Annotated in this window: 16 protein-coding genes; 11 read left to right on the forward strand and 5 right to left on the reverse strand. The window is 63.9% G+C overall.

Annotated features, from left to right (window positions below):
- Positions 1-87 precede the first annotated feature (87 nt).
- From AC6LJW_RS22320 to AC6LJW_RS22340, 5 genes are all read right to left on the reverse strand, one after another.
- The gene (locus AC6LJW_RS22320; RefSeq protein WP_498088269.1) at positions 88-984 is read right to left on the reverse strand and encodes a hypothetical protein; all 897 of its coding nucleotides are present in this window, start codon (positions 982-984) and stop codon (positions 88-90) included.
- Positions 984-4,163, reverse strand: a complete 3,180-nt coding sequence (locus AC6LJW_RS22325) for a toxin VasX (protein ID WP_498088270.1) — start codon at positions 4,161-4,163, stop codon at positions 984-986. The genes AC6LJW_RS22320 and AC6LJW_RS22325 overlap by 1 nt, the downstream gene beginning before the upstream one ends.
- Before the next feature lie 302 nt (positions 4,164-4,465).
- On the reverse strand, positions 4,466-5,131 hold the full coding sequence (locus AC6LJW_RS22330; protein ID WP_056563340.1) for a helix-turn-helix transcriptional regulator: 666 nt from the start codon (positions 5,129-5,131) through the stop codon (positions 4,466-4,468).
- 355 nt (positions 5,132-5,486) lie between these two features.
- Positions 5,487-6,236, reverse strand: coding sequence for a response regulator transcription factor (locus tag AC6LJW_RS22335; protein WP_056563343.1), 750 nt, complete (start codon positions 6,234-6,236; stop codon positions 5,487-5,489).
- A 563-nt stretch (positions 6,237-6,799) separates the two neighbouring features.
- The gene (locus AC6LJW_RS22340; RefSeq protein WP_427985264.1) at positions 6,800-8,404 is read right to left on the reverse strand and encodes a glucosamine inositolphosphorylceramide transferase family protein; all 1,605 of its coding nucleotides are present in this window, start codon (positions 8,402-8,404) and stop codon (positions 6,800-6,802) included.
- A gap of 377 nt (positions 8,405-8,781) precedes the next feature.
- Here AC6LJW_RS22340 and AC6LJW_RS22345 point away from each other — a divergent pair, with 377 nt between their 5' ends.
- The 11 genes from AC6LJW_RS22345 (at position 8,782) to AC6LJW_RS22395 (ending at position 25,676) form a co-directional block, all read left to right on the forward strand.
- Positions 8,782-9,465: a TetR/AcrR family transcriptional regulator gene (locus AC6LJW_RS22345; RefSeq protein ID WP_056563348.1), complete on the forward strand. Its 684-nt coding sequence runs from the start codon at positions 8,782-8,784 to the stop codon at positions 9,463-9,465.
- A gap of 80 nt (positions 9,466-9,545) precedes the next feature.
- Complete coding sequence (locus AC6LJW_RS22350; protein WP_498088271.1) at positions 9,546-11,894, forward strand: acyl-CoA dehydrogenase; 2,349 nt, start codon at positions 9,546-9,548, stop codon at positions 11,892-11,894.
- 12 nt (positions 11,895-11,906) lie between these two features.
- Positions 11,907-13,199 (forward strand): acetyl-CoA C-acetyltransferase, encoded by a 1,293-nt coding sequence (locus tag AC6LJW_RS22355; RefSeq protein ID WP_056563354.1) that lies wholly within the window; start codon positions 11,907-11,909, stop codon positions 13,197-13,199.
- Complete coding sequence (locus AC6LJW_RS22360; protein WP_056563357.1) at positions 13,196-15,157, forward strand: 3-hydroxyacyl-CoA dehydrogenase NAD-binding domain-containing protein; 1,962 nt, start codon at positions 13,196-13,198, stop codon at positions 15,155-15,157. The genes AC6LJW_RS22355 and AC6LJW_RS22360 overlap by 4 nt, the downstream gene beginning before the upstream one ends.
- A gap of 62 nt (positions 15,158-15,219) precedes the next feature.
- A complete protein-coding gene (locus AC6LJW_RS22365) occupies positions 15,220-16,542 on the forward strand; it encodes an OmpP1/FadL family transporter (protein ID WP_056563360.1) in 1,323 nt (440 codons plus the stop codon).
- Positions 16,543-16,596: 54 nt separating this feature from the next.
- Entirely contained in the window at positions 16,597-18,987 is a 2,391-nt protein-coding gene (locus tag AC6LJW_RS22370) for a 3-hydroxyacyl-CoA dehydrogenase/enoyl-CoA hydratase family protein (protein ID WP_498088272.1), read from the forward strand.
- A gap of 219 nt (positions 18,988-19,206) precedes the next feature.
- Positions 19,207-20,406 carry an acetyl-CoA C-acyltransferase gene (locus tag AC6LJW_RS22375; protein ID WP_498088273.1) on the forward strand — a complete coding sequence of 400 codons (1,200 nt, stop codon included), beginning with the start codon at positions 19,207-19,209 and terminating at the stop codon, positions 20,404-20,406.
- A gap of 16 nt (positions 20,407-20,422) precedes the next feature.
- Positions 20,423-20,968 (forward strand): DUF4442 domain-containing protein, encoded by a 546-nt coding sequence (locus AC6LJW_RS22380; protein ID WP_498088274.1) that lies wholly within the window; start codon positions 20,423-20,425, stop codon positions 20,966-20,968.
- Positions 20,932-21,519, forward strand: coding sequence for a chalcone isomerase family protein (locus AC6LJW_RS22385; RefSeq protein WP_056563371.1), 588 nt, complete (start codon positions 20,932-20,934; stop codon positions 21,517-21,519). Before AC6LJW_RS22380 ends, AC6LJW_RS22385 begins: the two co-directional genes overlap by 37 nt.
- A 29-nt stretch (positions 21,520-21,548) precedes the next feature.
- Complete coding sequence (locus tag AC6LJW_RS22390) at positions 21,549-23,276, forward strand: AMP-binding protein (RefSeq protein WP_498088275.1); 1,728 nt, start codon at positions 21,549-21,551, stop codon at positions 23,274-23,276.
- Between the two features lie 309 nt (positions 23,277-23,585).
- A complete protein-coding gene (locus tag AC6LJW_RS22395) occupies positions 23,586-25,676 on the forward strand; it encodes a TonB-dependent siderophore receptor (RefSeq protein WP_498088285.1) in 2,091 nt (696 codons plus the stop codon).
- Positions 25,677-25,700 lie beyond the last annotated feature (24 nt).

A 25,700-nucleotide genomic window follows, 5' to 3' on the forward strand; every position in this document is an offset into this window, starting at 1 on the left:
GTTTGAGGGGGGGTGTGAGGGACTTGGCGCAGGTGTTGGCAGGTGCGGGGCGGCATGGAGAGTGTCCCGTCGCTCCGCCATTCATATTTAGCCTGTCGCAAAACCGCAATGTCGATCGTTCTCTTCCGTGAATCTGATCTCCGGATACAGAAGAACGATCAGTTGCGGCAACGCCAGGAGGGGCATGAATATCAGCAGAATCGCCAAATCCACCCAGATCATCAAAGGCAACCATAGCCGTCCCTTCTTTGTGGTGAGGGACCATGTGATCCAACGACCACCGTAGCGCATAAGCACATCACGCGAATTTTGAGGGAACGCGATAATTTTGGGTGCGGGCAAGGCTTCGATCTTGTCCATAAAACCATGAAGCCAAGCCCATATGTGGCTTGCGAAAATTTTCTCATTAAACATTATGGGTATCTTGACCAATTGAGACTCAGGCAGGTTGCAGGTATAGCCCACGAGGTAAAGATACGCTTGCGCTTGACCTGTGGACCAGCTGATGCCCTGAAGCCGATCCCACTCAAGTTCCCATATTGCATCCGAGCTTTCCTCAGGATATGGAACGTAGTAGACGCGGCGGCTACGGCGGTCAAAACGTACTTTCGAACAACGGTATCGATAACGTGGCGCCAAAAGGCATGGCAAAAAAAACCATATAAGCCCCATGCAAGGTAGACCGAGTGAAAGTATGAGCACACCGGCAGACCAGCCACCGAATACTCCGAACACTGCCAAAAAAAAAGAAAGCAGCCCAAAGAAGGTGAAAAGTCGAAGTAAAAATCCCGCGCCTTCAGTTTGCAACGTATTGGAAACGACCTCGACGCAATGGTCGTTCAACCGTGTTGCTACGATGGCGGCGGGTTCCTGCGTATCGGGCAGCGCTGGCAACAACGTGCTCGCGAAGCGAAACAGCCGCCACTTGCTCTGGATCTCATCGAACGAAGGGCGGGGCTGCCCCATTTTTTTAGCAGTCCGCATTATTTGGGCTCCTGGACTGGAGCGACCATTTTTTCGTCAATGGGATCTGTGAGCCACGTACCGCGCGTAAAGACAAGCGGTTCCCGGAGCGGGAAAAATGCAAGACTAGGCTGATTCACGATATCTGGCCTGTAGCAGTAGTCCAGCATCACCTCCGTGTCCTCGCGCATAGCAATTCGCCAACTCAACTGGCGGTTGCCATCGTGAATGAGGTCCTTGGCAATGACCATGCATTCCGTGTCATAAGGAAAGCGGTAGCCCGGAGCGGCGGCGATGGGGCCTTCTACCATATTCAGGATTTGGCCGCCGCGCTTAGCTTTCAGCGTGTATTTGAATACATCGGCGTGCCTTAAGAGAGCCGTGTCTTCGCCCAACGCGGGATAGCCAGGCAGAAACACAGAGAGCGAAAGTATCCCTACGCCTTCCTTGCCGATAGCGCGTTTTAAATCAACGCTGTCTGACCAGAGCCCGTAAATTGGGATGCTGCGAACTACGATGTCGCTTGCTGACCTCGAAGGTGTCTCCCAACTCGCTACAGCGCGGACGCCGTAAACGGCACCGTGAAATGCGGTGATTTCCTGGTCCAGCGATTTATATCGGTATGTTCTATCACTTACGCTCCAATAGCTGTGTGCCAACCAAATTTCGTCGGGCTGAAATTTGGCGTGCGCGGCCTGGAGGCCGAAATATGCCACTCCGACGGTGGCAATGAACGCCAGCACAAACCAGCCGACAGGCCCGATGAAGGCGAGGACTGTGCCTGAGGCGCTTAGAAACACCCCCGCAGCCGCCAAGACCCCACATCCGGCAGACGCAAGATACATCCGACCCGCTTCGGCATTTTGTTGCGTCGTGAAGGCGTGACCAGCGCGTAATCCGTCCGCGAGGGCCGCAAGAGCGGCTGTTGCCGCGCCGGCCCATGCGGCTAGTACTCGAGAAGCAAATGCAGCAACTCGCGCTTGGGCAAGCGACTTCCCTTTCGCCAATGCACGTAATTGGAGCAGGTCGCCCTTCATCAAATAAACGGAGCTAATGACACCGGATACTGCCGCAAAAGCACTGGCGACGTTGGCGGCGCCATTAAATGATCGGTCAACCTTTCCACTGGCGATATCTCGAACGGACGACCGAAGTGCCATGATGGCGGAAATGGCGGCCAGGCCTGTGAACCCATATTCCCCGCGTACGATCCCAGTCTGCGCGGCGCCGTAGGCTTTACTTTGACGAACCTGATCCAGCATCCGCTTGAAAACATTGCCTTCAAGTTGGAACGGCTGCCGATTGTGCACAGACGGTTGGGCAGAAGAAATACGGGTTGCTTGATCACCGATGCGCACGGTTTCGTAAAGGAGCACCGTAGCTGGCTGATTGCGCAATGGCTGCTTGACGGTAATACCCCACTTTCTTAGTTGTTCGGTGTTCATGCTTCGTTCACCGTGGAACTGGGAGTATTGAAAATTCGCCTCGGCGCTAGACACGCGGTACGTGACAATGGTGTTGCCAACACGGACTTCTGCATACAAGCGTAATCGCCGGACGATGCTGCTGGCTGTAGCCTCGGGCAAACGCGTATCACCAAGCTGAGAAAGCATCTGGCTTACGAGTACATCCGAGGACTGGGTCGCTGGATAGGAGACATTCAGTTGAAAGAGGGGCGCAAAGGCCGCAACCCCAACGTCCAGCACGTTCTTCAGCGGCGGAGGGTTGGCGAAATTGGCGTGCAACTCAGGGATGCCGTGCGCTAGCGCCAACCAGACAGGACTTCTTTCAGGTGGGGCCAACAACAAACTTCGGTACGTCGATCGACCACTTTCGCTGTGAGTCAGATTACCCACGCAGTGTGCAACAACGCGCTCGTAGTCCTGTGCATTCTCTTTTGCACCCAAGTCAAAACAGGACAGCACCTTGCCAAACCATCCATCCTGCCAATCCTTGGCGATGGCGCTGCCGCCAGTCCTGACCCAGCCTTCGAGGTCCTTCACCAGTGTGTCAATGTCGGCCTGTTTCCGCCTGACTGTCTGCTCATACGAGAGCATGTATGGAACAGCATTGCCAAGGAAGCGGTCCGCGTCATCGTTCGCGTCAAAGCGAACCAGGTCTCGCCTTTTGGCATAGGCTTCTGGGGTCGCACGCTTCTGAACGCTCTGCAAGTACTGTTTTATGACGGTGGCGCTTGTGTAGGCATGATTGTTATCGATTTCATAAGCTTGCCGATCTGCCGCCGCAACTGCGACAAGATGCGCCAATTCACTCATGACGCCGATGGGGTCGTGCAGCACGACCGCCAGAGGAACGATATCCTTGATCGGAACAAGCTCGACGTGAGCGCCCGGAATGACGGTTTCGTAGGTGGGGAACGACTGCGGCGCTGATATCTCGCTCCATGTGTAGTACCCCGACTTGCCATTCAAGTCGGGTCGTCGCAGTTCCGGCGTCGCGTAAGCAAGCAACGCGATGTTGAACACGTGGAGTTGCTCAACACCACCAGCGGGCCTGACTTTTGTCGCCAACCTGGTGCGGATGCCACCGCTATCGTTCTCGATGCTCCAGAGCCTGGCATGGGTCAGCATCGTTTCGCTGGTCAGCAGATAGACGACGTCTGCTTCTTTGGTCGCTGGGGCAGATAGATAAGGTTTGGCGCTGACCGTTTCGGGGCGAGCGAGCCGCCCGGGGATGGCATCCTCTTCGTCTGCAGGAGTCCACCAGATGCGCGCAAATCGCATGTCGTCGGTAACTTGATAGTGCTGCGTCCACATCCGGCCATGCTCGAAATAGCAGAGGTAGACGTAGGTGCCTGGACGCAGCACGCGCAGACCGTACGCCTTGCCAGCGGCCAGCGCGGGATAGCCCTCAGCGCTGAGCGTGGGAAACACGCCTTTATCCCAGGTGCGCTCTGCAACGCCGTAGCGCAAAGGGTAGATGGGCACACACCGCTGACACGGTGGCGGTGAGATGGCCTTGCCCAGTTGTTTTTCATTAGGGCGGTCGGGACCCAGCGCTTTCTTGTGGGGCGTTGTCATAGCGCGGGCCTCATGGCCCACGAGCAACACGAAGGCCTCGGACAGACCTTCCCGTAAGGTGAACACGACGACGTCGAAGGACTTGTCGTCGATGGCAAATGCGAAGCGAAATCGGACTGGATAGGAATGTCGGGCTCCCGGGAACCACAGGCCTTCCACACCACCAATGCGTGCCTAGCCTGCGCGCGCCCATTACGGCACGCCTGCCCAGGCTTGGGTATCAGACAAGTACGATTTTGAAGTTCGTCAGATGAGAACGTGACCGCGTTCGCAAGACGTTCGAAGGGTGCAGGCCGTGACCACGCCAGCGACGCGCAGCTGCAATGCTCAATGACATAACACCCAATGGCGCGACGCCCAACGAACCACTTCTATTGCGACAACTTTCAGGCGCGCAAATAAAGCCACAGCCTGTGCAGGCAGCATCGCCACCCGCACAGGCCCTGACTCACGTCCTCGCATCAGCTCGCGTCGCCCTTGCCAGGCGCAGGCTGCCCGTTCGAGCTTCGCACCAACCCCATCTGCACCGCGATGTACGCCGCCTCGGCCTGATTACGCGCATTCAGCTTCCAATACAACGTGCGCGCATGGCTCTTGACGGTGGCGACCGATATGCCGACCTGCTGGCCGATCTCGCGCATGGTCTTGCCTTGCACTAGAAGCTGCAGGATTTCCTCTTGCCGCTGCGTGAGCTCGCGCAGTTCCTGCACGGAGGCGTGTGACGTGCTGGGCGGCCTGCCCGCGGGTTGGGGATAGCACTCGCCGCCCGCGATCACCAGGCTGACCGCCGCGGCCAATGCATCGGGGCTGGAGGCCTTGGGCAGATAGCCCGCGACGCCGGCGCGCGCACACGCGGCCATGACGCTCTGGTCCATCGCCGAATACAAAACGAGCACGAGGCGCGGCATGAAGAATGCCATTGCCTGGGACAAAAGCCCGATGTCCTGCTCAGCCGAACCGCTGCAACCCACCACCAGCAACTCCACTGGCTTGTTGATCGAGCTGGACATATTGAGAAGGTGGGCTGGCGAGATGGCCAGGATATCGTCGGCGTTGCGCACACGTTCCAGCACATGCTGAATTGCGACACGAAGCAGAGCGTAGTCTTCGATCAGTACGGTTGTCATCCCGGGAAGAACCTTGTGACGCATGGCCCATTACGGTTCCCATGGCGCTGGCGCAACACCGCGCAAGGCGCGGGTTCACGCGCTTTGCCAGGTTCATGGGAATACTGCCCGCAGCCTCGGGATTGCAGTGGCGAGACTAAGTGATTCGCCCTATCAATCCATGCTTGCGGACACAACTCATGCTATCAGCGGCTACGTTCGCTGAATCTCGTTCAGGAGGATGATTGGTGGCGGAAAGCGAGGCGACAGCAACCCGAACACCTGCTTTCTATGCCTTAGCCGTATTGGCTATGCGCAACCCCGGCAGCGTTGGAACTGGGCGTTCCTGCTGCCGGGCAGGCAGCGCAAACCTGACTCAACCGAGCTTGCGCCCATAGATCTGCCCGGCATCCACTTCACGCCCGTTCGGTTCATGCCATTCCAAGGTCGCACCGCGTTGCAGCGCCGCGTAAACGGCTTCGCCCTTGTTCTTGACATGCAGGCGCTGATACAGCGTGCACGCGTGCGTCTTGGCGGTCGCCACCGAGATGTTCAACATCCGGCTGACGGTCTTGATGGGATAGCCCCGCGCCAGCAGCACCAGCACTTCGTACTGGCGCGGCGTGATCTGCAGGAGCTGTGCCCCCGCGCTCACGGGCATGGTGCCCTTCGAGCCGGCTTCTTCCACGTCCCGCGACGGCAAGGCGCATACGGTGGAGGCCGGAGCCTGCAACGCCTGTTCGCTCGGGAAGCATTGCCCACCCGCCATCACCAGGCGTATGGCGGCCTCGAGGATTTCGACCGAAGCCGTTTTCATCAGGCAACCGTACACGCTGGCGCCAGGCAGGCCTTGCACCGGCATGGGCAAGGGCATGACGTCCGTCAAAAGCAGAATCCGCTTGGGCGTCAGCACGCGCTGAATCTCGTGCAAGGCGCTCCATGCTTCATCGGTATCCACTGGCAAACCATAGATCAGAAGATCGGCGCCCGCGTGCACGCCGTCGGCCTTGGACACGTCCGCAAGGCCCATCCCCTCGATCTCCCACACATCATCCAACTTGCTAAGAATCTGCCACAAACCCAACCGCAGGAGCGGATGAGCTTCAATCAGGACCATCTTGGCCATGGTGTCCTCCCGGTTTTTCGACGGGCCTAGAAGGGATCTTCGCTGTGCTGAAGACTATTTTTTTTTCCAGCCCCGCGGGGGTGGTCCGCATATCCCGGAATATCTAATGAAGCTGAACCGGGACATTTGGGCTGGGCAACTTTGGTAGCCAACATAACGGATGGCATGGAACCCATCTTATGGTTCGGATTTGTCAAAATCAAGACGTTTCAGGGCGATATAATCCGACAAAATCAGAAATCAATCGTTAGCCTTAATCACGTTCGTAAATATGGATGAGAAGCGCATCTCGTCCTTTTCGCCGCTAGGGTTTTTACTAGCACCAAGGTGCTTCGGGGAGGACGCTCCCTATGAAGCGGCGGTACAAGGCTGCCCGCACAGGCGCTCTGGCCCTTGTTACAGACGAAAAAAAGCCGCGTCTGGACATCTGCCGGACGCGGCGTCGAATAGCCGGAGGAAGAGGGAAACCTGTCAACTTGTATCCGCAGACACATCAAGCCCGTGAACAGTCCCTGTATTCGAAATAACGGTAACATTTTTTATTTTCACGCCCGCAGGCGGATTTACTCCATATAGGCGAAGTCAAATACCGTGTGCCCCCCCTGATGATGCCAATGGTGCATTGAAGCATGGCGTTTTCTCAGGAAGTTTGCGTAGTGGATTTCGCCGTCGGTTTCGATGTAGGTGGAAGGCGTCAGCTCCTCGATCCGGTTGAGCGAGACGCCCTTGCCGTAGTGACAGAACCCCTGGTACTGGGCGCACCGGATCACGTCTCCCCCAGGCGACACAACGATTCCGGCGTTGCGGGCGCGCATCGGGTTGCGCACGATCGGGTTGCAGGCGTGCGGCGTCCAGCTCGTGGAGCGCGGTGAATCGGAGAAAAACGCGAACAGCTCGTCGCAGTGGCTCTGGCCGTCGGTCCGGTCGATATTTGTTAATAGCCACCAGTATTCGCCATGTTTAAAAATAATGGTATCCACGGCTGAAATATTGGTCATCAGATTAACATCCAGCTCCCATTTCAGTGGAAATTCGGTGCATTTCCACAGTTCAATACTTCGATTTCCGCACGTTTCCGGGACCATGTAAGTCACCCCTTCGTGTTCAAAAATATACGGAAACGAAAGGTGATAAGGCAGGTTCAGCGCAGTGCCCAGCAGCCGGAAAGCCCCGTCGGAGTAGGTCGCGACCGAGATCGTTCCCTTGCGGGAAGTAAAATCGTAGTCCTCGAAAAAAATATATGGCTTTTTATCGTGGGTATAAACGAAGGGATCAGCAAAAAAGCGGCCCTTTGGCGGCTGCAATACCATCGCTTCGGATACCACGGCCTGCTGGCGTGCGGAGGGAAACATACCGATCCGCCAGCGGACATTGCGTTTCATGACGCGGCGCACAACGAGATCCGACATTAACCATGCCTGGCGCGCGATATAAGCGGCGCTATCCCACTCCGCCGGATCGGCGCGGCGCGGGCCGCTCATGATCTGCATGGCGGGCGGCGCGACCCCCGGGCGGTCATGGGCCAGCGCCTGCAAGGCGTCATAGACCATGAAGTTTCCCAAACTGAATGCGCGTGCCTGATTCTTCAGCCAGAACACTTCCGTGTTGAAACTGCGCTGGTCCAGAAGTTCGTCGTCTTCCTGCCTGGCGCCGACGCGCCAGAGTTTCACGGTGGTGTGATCCTCGCGCTGAAAGACCTCCCAGAAGCCGGCATAACGGCTGGTGGCCACCGCAATATCCGAGTAGCTCAATTGCCAGACGCCCAGCCGTGACCAGCTGGCGAGCTGCGCGCGCGTCGCCAGCGACGCACCCAATGTGATCACCAGATCGAGCCCCAGCGCCTTTACCTCGTCGCGCGCGTGCGGGTCCTCGTCGCCCGGCGCCAGCGGGATCACCGATGTGCCCGCCTCCTGCAGGCCGTCGCGCATGTCGCGGCAGGCCAGCATGACGCGCTGCTTCTGCGGCAGCAGCTTGCCCTCCAGGCGCGACAGCGAGCCGAACAGCGCCTTCACGCTCAATCTGGGCGCCGTGTCGGCGGCCTCGCCGTTCATCACCAGCAATGCCGTCAGGTCGAATTCCTGGCTGTGGAGTAGCCACTCAACCATCTCGTGCATCCAGCCGGGTTGCTCATACCCGTCGACCAGCAATCCCACCTTGTACGTCTTCATATCTCGTGCTCCTGTATCAGGGCGATTGGCTTGCCGCGCCGTGACTGCGCAGCGGCCTCGCCCAGCACACACCCGGGGCAATGCGTTCATGTTCTCGCGCTGATACTGCGGGGTTTTGGGCGTGCATTCCAGAGCACATTCATCCTAGGGCCGGTGTCCGAGGCCAATCGGCCAAACCTCAACCTCCCGGGCATGAGGCGCCTCATGCTTCTTCCCGGCGCATCTCGTCCTTACGCCCGATGCGAAGCAAACGTGCTGCAAAACCGACACATCGGTTGCGTCGAGTTAGGGGTAAACCCTATTGGGGATAGCAGAGGCTCGCCTCTCATCCCTGCCTCCCGCATAATGCTTTGAAACAAACGTTTGAATTCAACCTTATGCAAGAAATCCGCTCCACTTCCACGAGAGAAACCATCCTCGACACCGCCGAGTCCCTGTTCGCGCAACAAGGACATGAAGCGACGTCGATGCGCCAGATCACCGGCGCGGCCGGCGTGAACCTCGCTTCGGTGAACTATCACTTCGGCTCGAAAGAGTCACTCGTGCAGGCGGTGCTCAAACGCCGCCTGGAAGTGCTGAACCGCGAACGCATGCGCCTTCTGGACGAACTTGAGGCGCAATCCGGCGGCAAGCCTCTGAAGCCTTCCCAGATCGTGGACGCGTTCTTCGGCACGCTGCTGCGCCTGGCGGCCGATCCGGCACAGGCTGGCAGCACCTTTCTGCCGCTGCTGGAACGCACGATGACCGATCCCACGGATTTCATCCGCGCGCTGTTTGCCGAGGAATATGCGGACGTGCTCGCGCGCTACCGCAACGCGCTGTTTGCCGCCCTGCCCGACGTGCCGCGCGCCGAGATCATCTGGCGCTTCCAGTTCATGTTGGGCGCGACGTCGTACGCAATCATGGGCACCGATTTGCTGCGCTCGGTCACCGGACTGGCCGGCGACGAAGCCGAGCAGCCCAACGACCGCGAGCTGCTCCTTCCGCGCCTGATGAGTTTCCTGCTGGGCGGGCTGCGCTCGCCCCTGCCGCACCTGAACGCAAGCCCCGGAGGCGCCTGACCCGCCTTCCAAAGCCAACCCGGCCGGCGAGCCGCCTTCGGTCACCGCCAGGCACTGAAGAACAACGAGGAGACAAGAAAATGTACGCAGTCATCGTCGCGCTGGTTGTCATTGCGCTCCTGGCCGCCGTGTTGCTGGGCGTTCGCCCCATCCGGCGGGCGCTGCTTTCAGCGCCGATCTTCAACCTGTATCGCAAGGTGCTGCCGCAGATGTCGGACACCGAGCGAGATGCGCTCGAGGCCGGCACGGTCTGGTGGGAAGGCGAGCTGTTTCGCGGCCGCCCCGACTGGAGCCGCCTGCTGGCCTATCCGCGGCCTCGCCTTACCGACGAAGAACAGCGCTTCCTGGACAACCAGGCCGAAACCGCGTGCCGCATGGTCAATGACTGGAGCGTCACCCAAGAGCGCTTCGACCTGCCCGCCGATGTCTGGAACTACCTGAAGTCCGAGGGTTTCCTCGGCATGATCATTCCCAAGCAATACGGCGGCCTCGCGTTTTCCGCCTATGCCCATTCCGAAATCGTGACCAAGCTGTCCACGCGGTCTTCCGCGCTGGCCGTGTCGGTCATGGTGCCGAATTCGCTCGGGCCCGCCGAACTGCTGCTGCATTACGGCACCGAGGAACAGAAGAACCATTACCTGCCCCGCCTGGCGCGCGGCGAAGAAGTCCCAGCCTTTGCGCTGACCAGTCCCTGGGCGGGCTCGGACGCGGCCGCCATCCCCGACAGCGGCATCGTCTGCAAGGGCGAATGGCAGGGCCGCGAGGTGATCGGCATGCGCGTCACGTGGGACAAGCGCTACATCACGCTCGCGCCCGTCTGCACGCTGCTGGGCCTGGCGTTCCGCCTGTATGACCCGGACGGCCTGCTGGGCGGCAAGAAGGACCTGGGCATCACCTGCGCGCTCGTGCCGCACGACCACCCCGGCGTGGACACCGGCCGCCGCCACTTCCCCTTGAACGCCATGTTCATGAACGGTCCGACGCGCGGCAACGATGTCTTCATGCCGCTGGACTTCATCATCGGCGGCCCCGCCATGGCCGGCCAGGGCTGGCGCATGCTGATGGAATGTCTGGCCGCGGGCCGCTCGATCTCGCTGCCCTCGTCCAACACCGGCATGTCCAAGCTCACCGCGCGTGCGGTGGGCGGCTATGCGCGCGTGCGCAGCCAGTTCCGCATGCCGGTCGGCAAGTTTGAAGGCGTCGAAGAGGCGCTGGCCCGCATCGGCGGAAACACCTACATGATGGACGCCGCGCGCACCATGACGGCAGGCGCGGTGGACCTGGGTGAAAAGCCCTCCGTGGTGTCGGCCATCGTGAAGTACCACGTCACCGAACGCGCGCGCCAGGTCGTCAACGACGGCATGGACGTGATCGGCGGCAAGGGCATCTGCCTGGGACCGTCCAACTTCCTGGGCCGCGCCTACCAGCAGATTCCCATCGGCATCACTGTGGAAGGCGCCAACATCCTGACGCGTAGCCTCATCATCTTCGGCCAGGGTGCGATCCGTTGCCATCCCTACGTGCTGGCGGAGATGCAGGCCGCGCAATCGCCGGACCGCAAGCAGGGGCTCGATGATTTCGATGCCGCGTTCTGGGGCCATGCGGGCTTCGTGGTGCGCAACGCGCTGCGGGCGCTGGGCACCTCCCTGACTGGCGCCCGCTTTGTCGCCGTCAACGCCGACGTCGCACCGGACATGAAGCGCTATTACCAGTTGCTGGGCCGCTACTCGGCCGCCTTCGCGCTGCTGGCGGACACCTCGATGCTGGTGCTGGGCGGCAGCCTGAAGCGCCGCGAGCGCCTGTCGGCGCGCCTGGGCGATGTGCTGTCGCAGATGTACCTGATCAGCGCCACACTCAAGCGCTTCGAGGACGAAGGCCGCCAAAAGGCCGACGCGCCGCTTGCGCACTGGTCGATCCAGGACGCGCTGTGCAAGTTGCAGGAGGCCTTTGACGGCGTGCTGGACAACTTCCCGAATCGCGCGGTCGCGTGGATTATCCGCCGCGTCGTGTTCCCGTGGGGTCACAGCCAGATCCCGCCGTCCGACCAGCTTGGCCAAGACGTGGCCCGGCTGCTGATCAGCCCCAGCGCGACGCGCGACCGACTGACGGCCGGCTGCCATCTGCCCGACACCGCCGACGAACCCGTGGGCGCCATCGAACAGGCGCTGGCCGCCACGCTGGAAGCCGAGCCCATCGAAGCCAAGATCCGCGAGATCGAAAAACGCGGCGTGCTGGACGGCAATCCGCAAGCCAACGTACGCGACATCGCCGATGCGGCAGTCACCATCGGCGCGATCACCGCCGAAGAGTATGCGGTCGTCAAGCGCCGCAACCGCTTGCGCGACACCGTGGTCAAAGTGGATGATTTCCCCTTTGACCTCGGCGCCGCCGACGCAGACCGGCCCACGGCAGAACGCAAGGTCGCCTGAGGGAGGAAGCGGATGGCATTCAAACCGGTTTACGTCGTTGACGGTTCACGCACACCTTTCCTGAAGGCCCGCACGGGTCCAGGGCCCTTCTCCGCCGGGGATCTGGCGGTACAGGCCGGCCGCGCCCTGCTGCTGCGCCAACCCTACGCGCCCACGGACCTGGACGAGGTCATCGTCGGCTGCGCCGCGCCGTCGCCCGACGAAGTCAACATCGGCCGTGTGATTGCGCTGCGGCTGGCCTGCGGCGATCGGGTGCCCGGCTGGACCGTCATGCGCAACTGCGCATCGGGCATGCAGGCGCTGGACTCCGCCATTGCCAACATCCAGAACGGCCGTTCGCATCTGGTGCTGGCCGGCGGCACCGATGCGCTGTCCCGCGCGCCGGTGCTGTTTTCGGACGGCATGGTGCGCTGGCTGTCGCGCTGGTACGCCGCGCGCGGCCTGGGCGCGAAACTCAAGGCGCTGGGCGGCTTCAGGCCGAAGCACCTGGCGCCGGTCATCGGATTGCTCAAGGGCCTGACCGACCCGGTCGTGGGCCTGTCGATGGGTCAGACCGCCGAAAACGTCGCCACGCTCTTTCACATCGACCGCGCCGCGATGGACGCGTACGCGGCGCGCAGCCACCAGCGCGCACTCGCTGCACGCGCGGCGGGCATGCCCGAGATCACGCCGCTCATCGACACGCAGGGCAAGCTGCACCCGCACGACGACGGCGTGCGCGATGACTCCACGCCGGACAAGCTGGCCAAGCTCAAGCCCGTGTTCGACAAACCGTGGGGCAACATCACCGCGGGCAACAGCTCGCAGGTGACCGACGGCGCAGCGATGCTGGTGCTGGCCTCGGAAGAGGCCGTTCAAAAATGGAACCTGCGCCCGCTGGGCCGCATCGTCGATACGCAATGGGCCGGACTGGATCCCGCGATCATGGGGCTGGGCCCCGTGCATGCCGCCACGCCGATCCTGCAACGCCACGGCCTGGGCTTGAATGACCTGGACTTGTGGGAGATCAACGAGGCTTTCGCGGCGCAGGTGCTAGGCTGCCTGGCCGCGTGGCGCGACGAGGCCTATTGCCAGCAGAATTTCGGCACGCCCGCCTGGGGCGAACTGGATGCCGAGCGGCTCAACGTCGACGGCGGCGCCATCGCCATCGGCCATCCGGTGGGCGCATCGGGCGCCCGCATCGTGCTGCATCTGCTGCACGCGCTCAAGCGCCGCGGCGCCCGGCGCGGCATGGCGGCCATCTGCATCGGCGGCGGCCAAGGCGGCGCGATGCTGGTCGAAACCCTGGACGAGGACCGCCCATGACGACACTGGATACGCTTTCCCACTGGCGCCTGGACCGCGACCCCGACGGCATCGCCTGGCTGACCTTCGACCGGGCGGGCAGCGCGGTCAATGCGCTGTCGGCCGACACCCTGGCCGAACTCTCCGTGGTGCTGGACGCGCTGGACGCCGAGCCGCCCACGGGCCTCATCATCCAATCGGGCAAGGCCACGGGCTTCATCGTGGGCGCGGACGTCAACGAATTCGCCACGCTGGACACGCCCGAGCAGGCGCGCGGGCTGGTGTCGCGCGGCTGGAACCTCATGAACCGCCTGGCCGGCGTGCGCTATCCGACGCTGGCGCTGATCCAGGGCCATTGCCTGGGTGGCGGTCTTGAATTGGCGCTGGCCTGCCGCTACCGGCTGGTGGCCGATCAGCCCGGCGCCTCGCTGGCGTTGCCCGAAGTCATGCTGGGCATCTTTCCCGGCTGGGGCGGCATGCTGCGCCTGCCGCAGGTAATCGGCGCGCCCGCCGCGCTGGACATGATGCTGACCGGCCGCGGCGCCGATGCGCGCCGCGCGGCCTCGCTGGGGCTGGTCGACGCGCGCGTGCCTCCGCGGCTGCTGCTCGCCGCGGCGCGCCAGACCGTGCTGTCGCGCAAACCCGCGCGGCGTGCGCGCGGCCTGGGCGGACTGCTGAACCGCTGGCCGTTCAAGGCCATCGTCGCCAACCGCGCCCGCAAGCAAATCGCTGCCAAGGATCCGCTCGGCCACTACCCGGCCGCGCCCGCCATTGTGGAGATCTGGGAAAAGCATGGCGGCAATGCGCTGAAGGCGCCCGACCTGATCGACCGCATCATTTCGTCCGGCACGGCGCGCAACCTGCTGCGCGTGTTCCGACTGCAAGAGCGACTGAAGGCCAATGGCAAGCAGCCGGGCGTCGCGCCAGCGCGCCATGTGCATGTGGTGGGCGCAGGCGTGATGGGCGGCGACATCGCGGCCTGGTGCGCGCTCAAGGGCATGACGGTCACGTTGCAGGACCAGGAGATGTCCCGCATCGCGCCAGCCATCAAGCGCGCCGCCGAGCTCTACGCGCGCCGCCTGAAAGATCCGCGCCTGGCACGCGCCGCGTTCGACCGGCTGGTTCCGGATCCGGCGGGTTTGGGTTTACCGCTGGCGGACGTTGTCATCGAAGCCATCAGCGAGCAGCCCGAGGCCAAGCGCGCGCTGTACCAGTCGCTGGAGCCGCGCATGAAGCCCGACGCGCTGCTGGCCACCAACACGTCCAGCCTGTCGCTGGAAACGCTCCGCGAGGCCCTGGCCCGTCCGGAACGTCTGGTGGGCATTCACTTTTTCAACCCCGTGGCCAAGATGCCGCTGGTGGAAGTCGTGCACGTGGACGGCGACGATCCCGCCATCGCGGCCCGCGCCTGCGCCTTCGTGGGCCAGATCGACAAGCTGGCGCTGCCGGTCAAGAGCGCGCCCGGATTTCTCGTCAATGCGGTGCTGGCGCCCTACATGCTGCAGGCCATGCGCAGCGTGGACGACGGCGTCGCACCGGAAACCGTGGACGCCGCCATGGTGGCCTTCGGCATGCCGATGGGGCCGCTGGAACTGGCGGACACCGTGGGCTTGGACATCGCGCGCGATGCTGGCGCGCAGTTGGCCGGCGGCGCGGAACCGCCGCGCTGCCTGGCCGATCGCCTGGCGCGCAACGAACTGGGCAAGAAGAGCGGCAAGGGCTTTTACACCTGGCGCGACGGCAAGCCGGTCAAGCGGCGCGATCCCGCCGCCGCACCTGCCGGCCTGGCACAGAAACTGATTCAGCCGCTCATCGACGCCACGCGGCAACGCGTGGCAGGCGGCATCGTGGCCGACGCCGACCTGGCCGACGCCGGCGTGATTTTTGGAACGGGCTTCGCGCCTTTCACGGGCGGCCCATTGCATTACGAAGACGGCAGCACCCAGCAGCACCGCAGTACGGCGGCTCGCGCCGAATAGACCGGCACTCCACGCCGGCAGTGGTAGAGAGAGACACACATTCAACTCGAGGAGTCAGTACCATGCGCAGACGTTCATTGTCCCTGAGCACCCTGTCGGCCATCCTGGTCGGCCTGGGCGCATCCGCAACGTCCTACGCTGCCGGCTTTCAGCTCTTGGAGCAGAACGCTAGCGGCCTGGGCAACGCGTATGCCGGCTCGGCGGCAAACCCGGAGAATGCCAGCATCATGTATTTCAACCCGGCAGGCTTGACCTATCTGCCTGGGCTCAATTTCTCCGGTGGGGTAAACCTGATCAAACCGTCGTTCAAGTTTTCGGACAACGGCAATAGCCGCAACCCCAGCGTGCCCGGCATCCCCGGATCAGGCTTGAACGGTTCGGTTCCCACCGGCGGCAATGGCGGGGACGCGGGCCACCTGGGCGTCGTGCCCAACATCTATGCCTCCTGGCAACTGAACGAGCAGTGGTACATCGGCCTGGGCATCGGCGCCCCCTTCGGCCTGATGACCGAATACGACGACGGCTGGGTCGGCCAATACCACTCGAACAAGTTCGACATCAAGACCATCAACGTCAACCCGTCCATCGCCTACAAGGTCAACGAGAAGTTCTCGATGGGCTTTGGCTTGAACTGGCAGCACATCGACGCGAACTACAAGAAAAAGACCGTGGTGCCCATCGCCGGCCTGCCGCTGGCCACGAATGGCGACGCGGACCTGAACCTGAAGGGCGATGCCTGGGGCTGGAACGTCGGCTTCATGCTGCAACCCACCGAAGACACCCGCATCGGCCTGTCTTATCGCTCGAAGATCAAGCACTCGGCCAAGGGCGACACCGACATCGACAACATCGGCCCGACCGGCCAGTCCGTGTCGTTTGACGCCAAGGCCAACGTCGACCTGCCCGACACGCTGATCCTGAGCGCCACGCATCAGCTCAACGAAAGGTGGGAACTGCTGGGCGACGTGTCGTGGACGGGCTGGAGCAGCATCCCCCAACTGAAGATCAAGAACTCGGGTCCGGGCGCGCGGGATGACGTGTTGCCGCTCAACTTCCGCGATACCTGGCGCGTTGCCGTGGGCACCAACTACAAGTTCGCCCCGGACTGGAAGTGGAAGTTCGGCCTGGCCTTCGATCAGTCGCCGGTGCACGATGCCGCCGACCGTCCCACATCCCTGCCCGACAACGACCGCTACTGGTTCTCGACCGGCGTGCAGTGGGCCGCCACCAAGTCCACCACGATCGACGTCGGCTACACCTACCTGTACCTGCGCAAGACGGACATCGACACCACGTCCGGCAGCCAGGCCACGAAGGGCCGCGTTGCGGGCACCTACGACAGCAGCGGCCACATCTTCGGCCTGCAGCTCTCGTCCCGCTTCTAGCCGTGAACGGGCGGACGGCCGCGCGCCGTCCGCCCGCTTTTTCAGGAGACTCCCTTGAGCAAGTTCGTCGTCAAACACGTCGCCGTGCTGGGTGCCGGCGTCATGGGCGCGCAGATCGCCGCCCACCTGGCCAATGCCGGCGTGCCGGTCACGCTATTCGACCTGGCCGCCCGCGAAGGCGACCGCAACGGCATCGTCAAGAAAGCGCTGGCCGGTCTCAAGAAGCTGGAACCCGCGCCGCTCGCCGGCGCATCGCGCCTCGCCCTGATCACGCCCGCCAACTACGATGACGACCTGGAGCGCCTGCAAGGCTGCGACCTCATCATCGAAGCCATCGCCGAGCGCATGGACTGGAAGACGGCGTTGTACGAGCGTATTGCCGCGCATGTGGCGCCCGGCGCCATCGTCGCCTCCAACACGTCCGGCCTGTCCATCGACGCGTTGGCCAATGCGCTGCCCGCCGGGCTGCGCGACCGCTTCTGCGGCATCCATTTCTTCAATCCGCCGCGCTACATGCGCCTGGTGGAAATCATCGCCACGTCGCACACGCAGCCGGCCGTGCTGGACCAGCTGGAAACCTGGCTGACGTCTGCCCTGGGCAAGGGCGTGATCCGCGCGCTGGATACCCCGAACTTCGTGGCCAACCGCATCGGCGTATTCTCGATTCTGGCCGCCATGCACCACACCGCGCGCCTGGGTCTGGCCTTCGACGAAGTCGACGCGCTGACCGGCCCCAAGATCGGCCGCCCCAAGAGCGCCACGTACCGCACCGCCGACGTAGTGGGGCTGGACACGCTGGCCCATGTCGTGGGCACCATGGAAAAGAACCTGCCCGACGATCCGTGGCATCAGTATTTCGCGCTGCCGGAATGGCTGTCGGCGCTGATCTCCAAGGGCGCGCTCGGGCAGAAGAGCGGCGCCGGCGTCTACCGCAAGCAGGGCCGCGAGATCCAGGTGCTGGATCTGAAAAAGCAGGATTACGCGCCCGGCACGGGCAAGCTGGCCGACGAGGTTGCGGCGCTGCTCAAGGAACGCGATCCGGCCAAGCGCTTTGCCGCGCTGCGCGCCAGCGATCATCCGCAGGCGCAATTCCTGTGGAGCCTGTTCCGCGACATCTTCCACTACAGCGCCGTACAGCTTGAACACGTGGCCGACAACGCACGCGACCTGGACCTGGCCATGCGCTGGGGCTTTGGCTGGTCGCAAGGCCCGTTTGAAACCTGGCAGGCTGCCGGCTGGCAGGCGATTGCCGCCGCCGTGGCCGAAGACATCGCCGCCGGCCGCGCCATGAGCAACACGCCCCTGCCTGCCTGGGCGCTGGAGCCCGGCCGCCAGGGCGTGCACGCGCCCGAGGGTTCGTATTCGGCGCGCACCGGCAAGCTGCATCCGCGCTTGACGCTGCCGGTATACGCACGCCAGCTGTTCCCGGAACGCGTCGTGGGCGAGGCTCCCGACGACCGGGGCGTCACCGTCTGGGAAAACGAAGGCGTGCGCCTGTGGAACCTGCCGCAGGTAGACGCGGGCATCGCCATCCTGTCCGTCACGTCGCGCAACCACACGCTGGGCGCCGAAGTGCTGGAAGGCGTGCTGCAGGCGGTGGCCAAGGCCGAACGCGAGTTCGACGGCTTGGTGATCTGGCACGACGCACCGTTTGCCGTGGGCGCCAACCTGCAACAGGTGGTCGAAGCCTGCGCGGCCGGCGAATGGGACATGCTGGAAGCCACGGTCGAGAAATTCCAGCGCGCCTCCCAATCGTTCAAGTACGCGCAGGTTCCGACGGTGGCCGCGGTGCAGGGCATGGCGCTGGGCGGCGGCTGCGAATTCCTGATGCACGCCTCGCACCGCGTGCTGGCGCTGGAAAGCTACATCGGCCTTGTCGAGGCCGGCGTGGGCCTGATCCCGGCGGGCGGCGGCAGCAAGGAATTCGCCGCGCGGGCCGCCGCACTGGCGGCCAAGACGGCCACGCCGGGCGAAGTCTTCCCCTACCTGCAACCGGTCTTCCAGACGATTGCCATGGCCCAGGTCGCCAAGAGCGGGCTGGAAGCCATCGAGGCCGGCTTTGCGCGCGAACACGACATCGTGCTGTTCCATCCAGGCGAGCTGCTGTTTGTGGCGATCGGCCAGGCGCGCGCCGCCGCGCAGGCCGGCTACACCCCGCCCGCGCGGTTGCAGAACGTGCCGGTCGCCGGCCGCAATGGCATCGCCAACTTCGAGATGGTGCTGGTCAACATGCGCGAGGGCGGCATGATCAGCGCGCACGATTACCGGGTGGCACGCAGCGCGGCGGTTGCGCTGTGCGGCGGCGAGGTCGAGACCGGCACGAAGGTCGACGAGGAATGGCTGCTGGCCGTGGAGCGCAAGGAATTCGTGGCGCTGCTGCGCACGCCGGAAACCCAGGCCCGCATCCGCCACACCCTTGAAACCGGCAAACCACTACGGAATTGATTAGGCCCCCCCCTGCGCCTGCGGCGCTTCCCCCAGGGGCGCCGGTGGCGGACTGGCGGAGCCGCCGTACGGAGCCCCCCCAGGCGCCTGCGGCGCCTCCCCCAGGGGCGCGCGCTGCGGACCGGCAGAGCCGGATCCGCGCCGCCCCGCCTGGAGGAGGCGTGGTGAGTGGGGGGAGTCGGATTGTTTCTCTCGCTATTGAACTTTGAGGAAATGGATATGAGCACGCAAATCCAAGACGCCTACATCGTCGCCGCGACGCGCTTGCCGGTGGGCAAGCGCAACGGCGCCTACATCACCACCCGCCCTGACGATATGCTGGCCGCCGCGCTGAATGGTGCGCTGGCGCAGGTGCCGGGTTTGGACGCGGCGCGCATCGAGGACGTGATCGCCGGCTGCGCCATGCCCGAGGCCGAACAGGGCATGAACGTGGCCCGCATCGGCCTGCTGCTGGCCGGCCTGCCGCAAAGCGTGGCGGGAGTTACCGTGAATCGCTTCTGCGCGTCCGGGCTGCAGGCCGTGGCGGACGCCGCCGCCCGCATCCGCATGGGCGAGGCCGACATCATGATCGGCGCGGGCACCGAATCCATGAGCGCCATGCCGCAGATCATGGGCAACAAGGTGTCCATGAATCCGGAGATCTTCGCGCACGACGAGAACATCGGCATGGCCTTCGGCATGGGCCTGACCGGCGAAAAGGTCGCCGAGCGCTGGAAGGTGTCGCGCGAAGACCAGGACGCCTTTGCGCTGGCCTCGCACCAGAAGGCCTGCGCGGCCATCGCTGCCGGCCACTTCCGCGCCGAGACCACGCCTTATGAAGTGGTCACGCATCTGCCGGACAGCGCCAGCGGTGCGGTGCGCGTGGCGCGCCGTCTCGTCGAGGCCGACGAAGGCCCGCGTCCCGACAGCAGCCTGGAAGCGCTGGCCCGTTTAAAGCCTGTGTTTTCGACGCGCGGCAGCGTCACGGCCGGCAACAGTTCGCAGATGTCCGATGGTGCTGCTGCAGTGATTCTGGTATCCGACCGCATCCTGCGCGAATTCAACCTCAGCCCGCTCGCCCGCTTTGCGGGTTTTGCCGTGGCCGGCGTGCCGCCCGAGGTCATGGGCATCGGCCCGGTCGCCGCGATTCCGAAGGTACTGGACCGCGCCGGCATCAAGCAGGACGCGCTGGACTGGATCGAGCTCAACGAAGCGTTCGCGGCGCAGTCGCTGGCCGTCATCCGCGAGCTGAACCTGGACCCGGCCAAGATCAACCCGCTGGGCGGCGCCATTGCGTTGGGCCATCCGCTGGGCGCGACGGGCGCCATCCGCACCGCCACCATCACGCACGGACTGCGCCGCACCGGCGGCAAGTACGGGCTGGTCACGATGTGCATCGGCACCGGCATGGGCGCGGCCGGCCTGTTCGAGGCCATGTAAGCAGGCGGCGGACAGCGTGAAGCCCTACTGGTTCAAGAACCTGTCGCCCGAGTGGCGCGCGCGCCTGATGCGGGTGGGCTTCAACCTGCATCCGGCCTTTCGCGCCACCGGCGGCCGCGTGTTGCACGTGTCGCCGGATTTCCAGCACATCCGCATCAAGCTGCCGCTGCTGCGCCGCACGCGCAATATCGTGGGATCGATGTACGGCGGCTCGCTGTTCGCCGTGACGGACGGCGCGCATCCGACCATGCTGATGTCGGCGCTGGGCCCCGATCACGTCGTGTGGGACAAGGCGGCATCCATCCGCTTCCGCAAACCGGCCTACACCACGCTCTACGTCGACTTCCGCCTACCCCCTGGCGAGATTGCGGAAATCCGGCGCCTGCTTGCCTCGCTTCACGAAACGACCCGCACCTACACGGTCGAACTGAAGGACAAGGACGACGTCGTGTACGCCGTCGTGGAACGCACGATCTACATCGCAGACAAGAAGTTCTACAAACAGAAGAACACTGGAGGTGACAAATGCGTTTCAACCCCGGAGGGCGCGCCGCCGCCCTGAGTCTGATTCTTGCCGCCAGCCTGGCGGGCGCGCCGGCCCACGCTGACGTCGACGTCGCCGGCGTGCGCGTGCCCGAACAGCTTGCCGAAGGCGGCCACTCGCTGACGCTGAACGGCGCCGGCCTGCGCACCCGCTTCGTCGTGAAAGTTTACGTGGCGGCGCTGTACGTCACCACGAAGACCCACGACGCTGCCGCGATCATCGGCAGCACCGAACCACGCCGAATCCGTCTGCAAATGCTGCGCGACGTGGACAGCAAGAGCCTGGACGGGGCGCTGCAGGACGGTTTGCGCGACAATACGCCCTCGCAGGTGCTCGCCACCTTGAAGGAACCCGCCCAGCGCCTGTCGCGGCTGATGGCCGACATCGGCGCCGCGCGCGAAGGCGATGTCATCGACCTGGACTTCGACGCCCGCGGCGTTGCGATCGCCAGCAACGGCAAGCCGCGCGGCCGCATCGACGATCCCGCCTTCGCCCGCGCGCTGCTGCGCGTCTGGCTGGGCGACAGCCCCGCGCAGGCTTCCCTGAAGAAAGCCCTGTTGGGCAACTAGGGCCTTGCGCCCCAACGGAACCGCAAGACATGGAACGAATCTGGCACAAGAGCTATCCCTACGGTGTGCCCGCCGAGATCGACACTGACGGCGAGACAACGCTGGTGACGATCATCGAGGAAAGCTTCCGGCGCTTTCCCGACAAGACGGCCTACATCAGCATGGGCAAATCGATCACGTATGCCGAACTGGACGCGCTGACGCGCCGCTTCGCGGCATGGCTGCACGCCAACGGCCTCTCCCGCGGCGACCGCATCGCCCTGATGATGCCCAACCTGCTGCAGTATCCCGTCTGCCTTTTCGGCGCCCTGCGCGCCGGCTGCATCGTGGTCAACTGCAATCCGCTATACACCGCGCGCGAACTCGAACACCAACTGGCCGACGCCGGCGCGCGCGCCATCGTGGTCGCGGACAACTTCGCGGCCACGTTGCAAAAGGCCTTGCCCGGCACGCAGGTCGAGCACGTGCTGGTCACCTCCATCGGGGAAATGCTGGGGCCGATCAAGGGGCGCCTGGTGGACTTCGCGGTCCGGCGCGTCAAGCGCATGGTGCCCGCATGGTCGCTGCCCGGCTCGCACAAGCTGGGCGATGCCCTGCGTGCGGCGCGCGACCTGCCGTTCACCAACATGCAGCTTTCGCCCGCCGACCTGGCGTTCCTGCAGTACACGGGCGGCACGACCGGCGTGGCCAAGGCCGCCATGCTGTCGCATGGCAACATGGTCGCCAACGTGAGCCAGGCCTACGCGTGGGTCAGACCCCTGGTCAAGGACGGCGAGGAATGCATCGTCACGGCCCTGCCGCTGTATCACATCTTCGCGCTGACGGCGAACTGCCTGACGTTCATGAAGCTGGGCGCAAGCAACCTTCTGATCGTCAATCCGCGCGACATCCCGGGGCTGATCAAGGAAATGGGCAAGGTGCCGATCTCGGCCTTTACCGGCGTCAACACGCTCTTTAACGCGCTGCTCAACCACCCGGATTTTGCCCACCTGGATTTTTCGCGCCTGCGGCTCACCATGGGCGGCGGCATGGCGGTGCAGCGGTCGGTGGCGGACCGCTGGCGCGCGGCGACGGGCGTGTCTATCGCCCAAGCCTACGGGCTGACCGAAACGTCGCCCGCCGTCACCATCAATCCCCTGGACACCAAGATCTTCAACGGGTCCATCGGTTTGCCCGTACCGTCCACCGACCTGTCGATCCGCGACGACGCGGGCCGCGAACTGGGCATCGGCGAAAACGGCGAGATCTGCGTGCGCGGTCCGCAAGTCACGCGTGGCTACTGGAACCGGCCCGACGAGACGGCGCTTGTGATGTACCCGGACGGCTTCCTGCGCACGGGCGACGTGGGTTATGTCGACGAGACCGGCTACGTGTATCTGGTCGATCGCAAGAAAGACATGATCCTGGTGTCGGGCTTCAACGTGTACCCGAACGAAGTCGAGGACGTGGCCGCCCTCCACCCCGGCGTGCGCGAAGTCGCGGCCGTGGGCGTGCCGGACGAGCGCTCCGGCGAGGCGGTCAAGCTGTTCGTGATCCGCAAGGACCCCGCGCTGGATGCCGAAACGCTGATCGCGCATTGCCGCAGCCAGCTTACCGGCTACAAGGTGCCGCGCCACATCGAGTTCCGCGACGACCTGCCGCGCACCAACGTCGGCAAGATCCTGCGACGCGAGCTGCGTCCCGACGGACAGGCGCCCGCCGCCACGCGCGCCGTGAACCCTCCCGACATCGCCAATCAGGCGACCCGCGAGGACTGATCCCCGCCCCGCCGACCGCACCCCGTTTTTGCGCGGGCAACACTGTCGCGCGCCGCCAACAGCGGCCGCGGGAGCGTCCGCCATCACGCGCCGCTTCAACTCGATGAATTCACAGGAGATTCCTGTGCAAAGCCCTGCCGCCTTGACGCGCCGCAGGGCTTTTTTACATCTTCCCCCGATGCGCGCTATTGGCTGGCCATATCGCCACAATTGATAATTATTATCGTTGTCATTTCTGTACGTAACTGGCCGTACCAAACCGACGCCAGTGGGGAGATCCTCTTGAAGCACCATCACACCCAGGCCGCCTTGCGCGCGCGGCTGCACACCCGTGTTCCCGCCGCCGCCGCGCTGGCCGCCTGCCTGGGCGCGGGCGCCGCGCACGCGCAGCCCGAACAGCCCGCCACCCTGCCGGCCGTGCAGGTGCTGGGCACCGGCGAAACCGCGACCGGCCCCGTCGACGGCTACATCGCCCGGCGCAGCGCCACCGGCACCAAGACCGACACGCCCTTGTCCGAAACACCCCAGGCCATCACCGTGATCCCGCGCGAGCAGATCGTCGACCAGGGTTCGCAGAACGTACAGGACACGATGAACTACGCAGCGGGCGTGCGGCCCAACGCTTACGGCGTGGACAACCGCGGCGACTACGTGCGCGTGCGCGGCGTGGAGCCCGTGCAATACCTGGACGGGCTGCGCCAGTTCTTCAGCTTCAACAACCCGCGCACCGAGGTCTATGGCCTGGAACGCGTCGAGGTGCTGCGCGGTCCGTCGTCGATGCTGTACGGACAGGGCAGCACGGGCGGCATCGTCAACCTGGTCAGTAAGCGCCCGCAGGCCGAGCAGCAAGGCGAAATCGGCGTACAGCTGGGCAACTTCAACCGCCGCGAGATTCAGGCCGACATCACCGGCCCGCTGACCGAGGACGGCCAGTGGCTGTATCGCGTGGTGGCGCTGGGCCGCGACAGCGACACGCAGGTGCAGTACGCGCAGGACGACCGGATGTTCCTCGCGCCGTCGCTCACGTGGCAGCCCAGCGCGGCCACGTCGCTGACGCTGCAGGCCTCATGGCAAAAGGACCGGTCGGGCACGACGCAATCGTTCCTGCCGTGGAGCGGCACCGTGGATCACAATCCCAACGGCCGCATCCCGACACGCCGTTTTGCCAGCGAACCGGGCTTTGACACCTACGACACCGAGCAATTCAACGTGGGCTGGCTGTTCGAGCACAAGTTCAACGACACCTGGAAAGTCCGTCAGAGCTTCCGCAATACTGTCAGCAGCGTGGACTACAACTCGCTGTACCCGAACGTGTACGGCGACCGCCGCGGCAATTCGTACATCGATCCCGAGCAGACCACGGTCGACCGCTATTACTACATCAACAAGCCCCGCATGCGCACGCTGCTGGCCGACCAGAACCTGGAAGGCAAGCTGAACTGGGGCCGCACGCAGCACACCGTCATCGTCGGCATGGACTACACGCGTTACCGCGAAACCAGCCAATCGGACAGCGGGCTGGGATCGCCGCTGAACCTGTACCACCCGGTGTACGGCAACGCGCCGGACTACACACTCAGCGACTCGCCCAAGCAACGCCAGCAGCAACTGGGCTTCTATGCGCAGGACCAGATCACGTTCGACAAGAACTGGATCCTGCTGGCCGGCATCCGCCGCGATCGCGTCGAAAGCACGGCCGAGGGCCAGGACAAGGAAACCGATCAGGCCACCACCAAGCGCTTCGGCCTGATGTACGCGGCCGACAACGGCTGGTCGCCGTACGTGAGCTACAGCGAGTCCTTCACCCCCATCGCGGGCGCGGACTTCTACGACCAGCGCTGGAAGCCCATGCGCGGCAAGCAGTGGGAACTTGGCCTGAAATACATGCCGCCGGGCGCCGACCTGGAATTCACGGCGGCGGCGTACGACCTGCGCGAAAGCAACCGGCAGACCAACGATCCGGACAATCCCAACAATCAGATCCAGGCGGGCAAGACGCGCACGCGCGGTGTCGAACTGGAAGCGCGCGGCCGCGTCACCCAGAACGTGGACGTGATCGCCAACTACATCTACACCGACATCGATCCGCAGCTTGAAGGCATGCCCAAGCACATGGTGTCGCTGTGGAGCAAGTACCGCTTCGCGGTGGCGGGCCAGCCTGGCTTCGCGGTCGGCGCCGGCGCGCGCTTCCTGTCGAAGTTCCGCGACGGCGGCGCGCCGGAGACGCCGTCCGTGACGCTGTTCGATGCGATGGTCAGCTATACCAACGGCCCGTGGCGTTATGCGCTCAACGTCAACAACATCGCGGACCGCACGTACGAAGTGGTCTGCCTGGATCGTGGCGACTGCTTCTACGGCGCGCGCCGCACGGTCATGTTGAGCGGCGCCTACCGCTTCTGACGGCACAACCGTCCCCATATCCGG

The organism is Achromobacter sp. 1012554356, assembly GCF_059760815.1.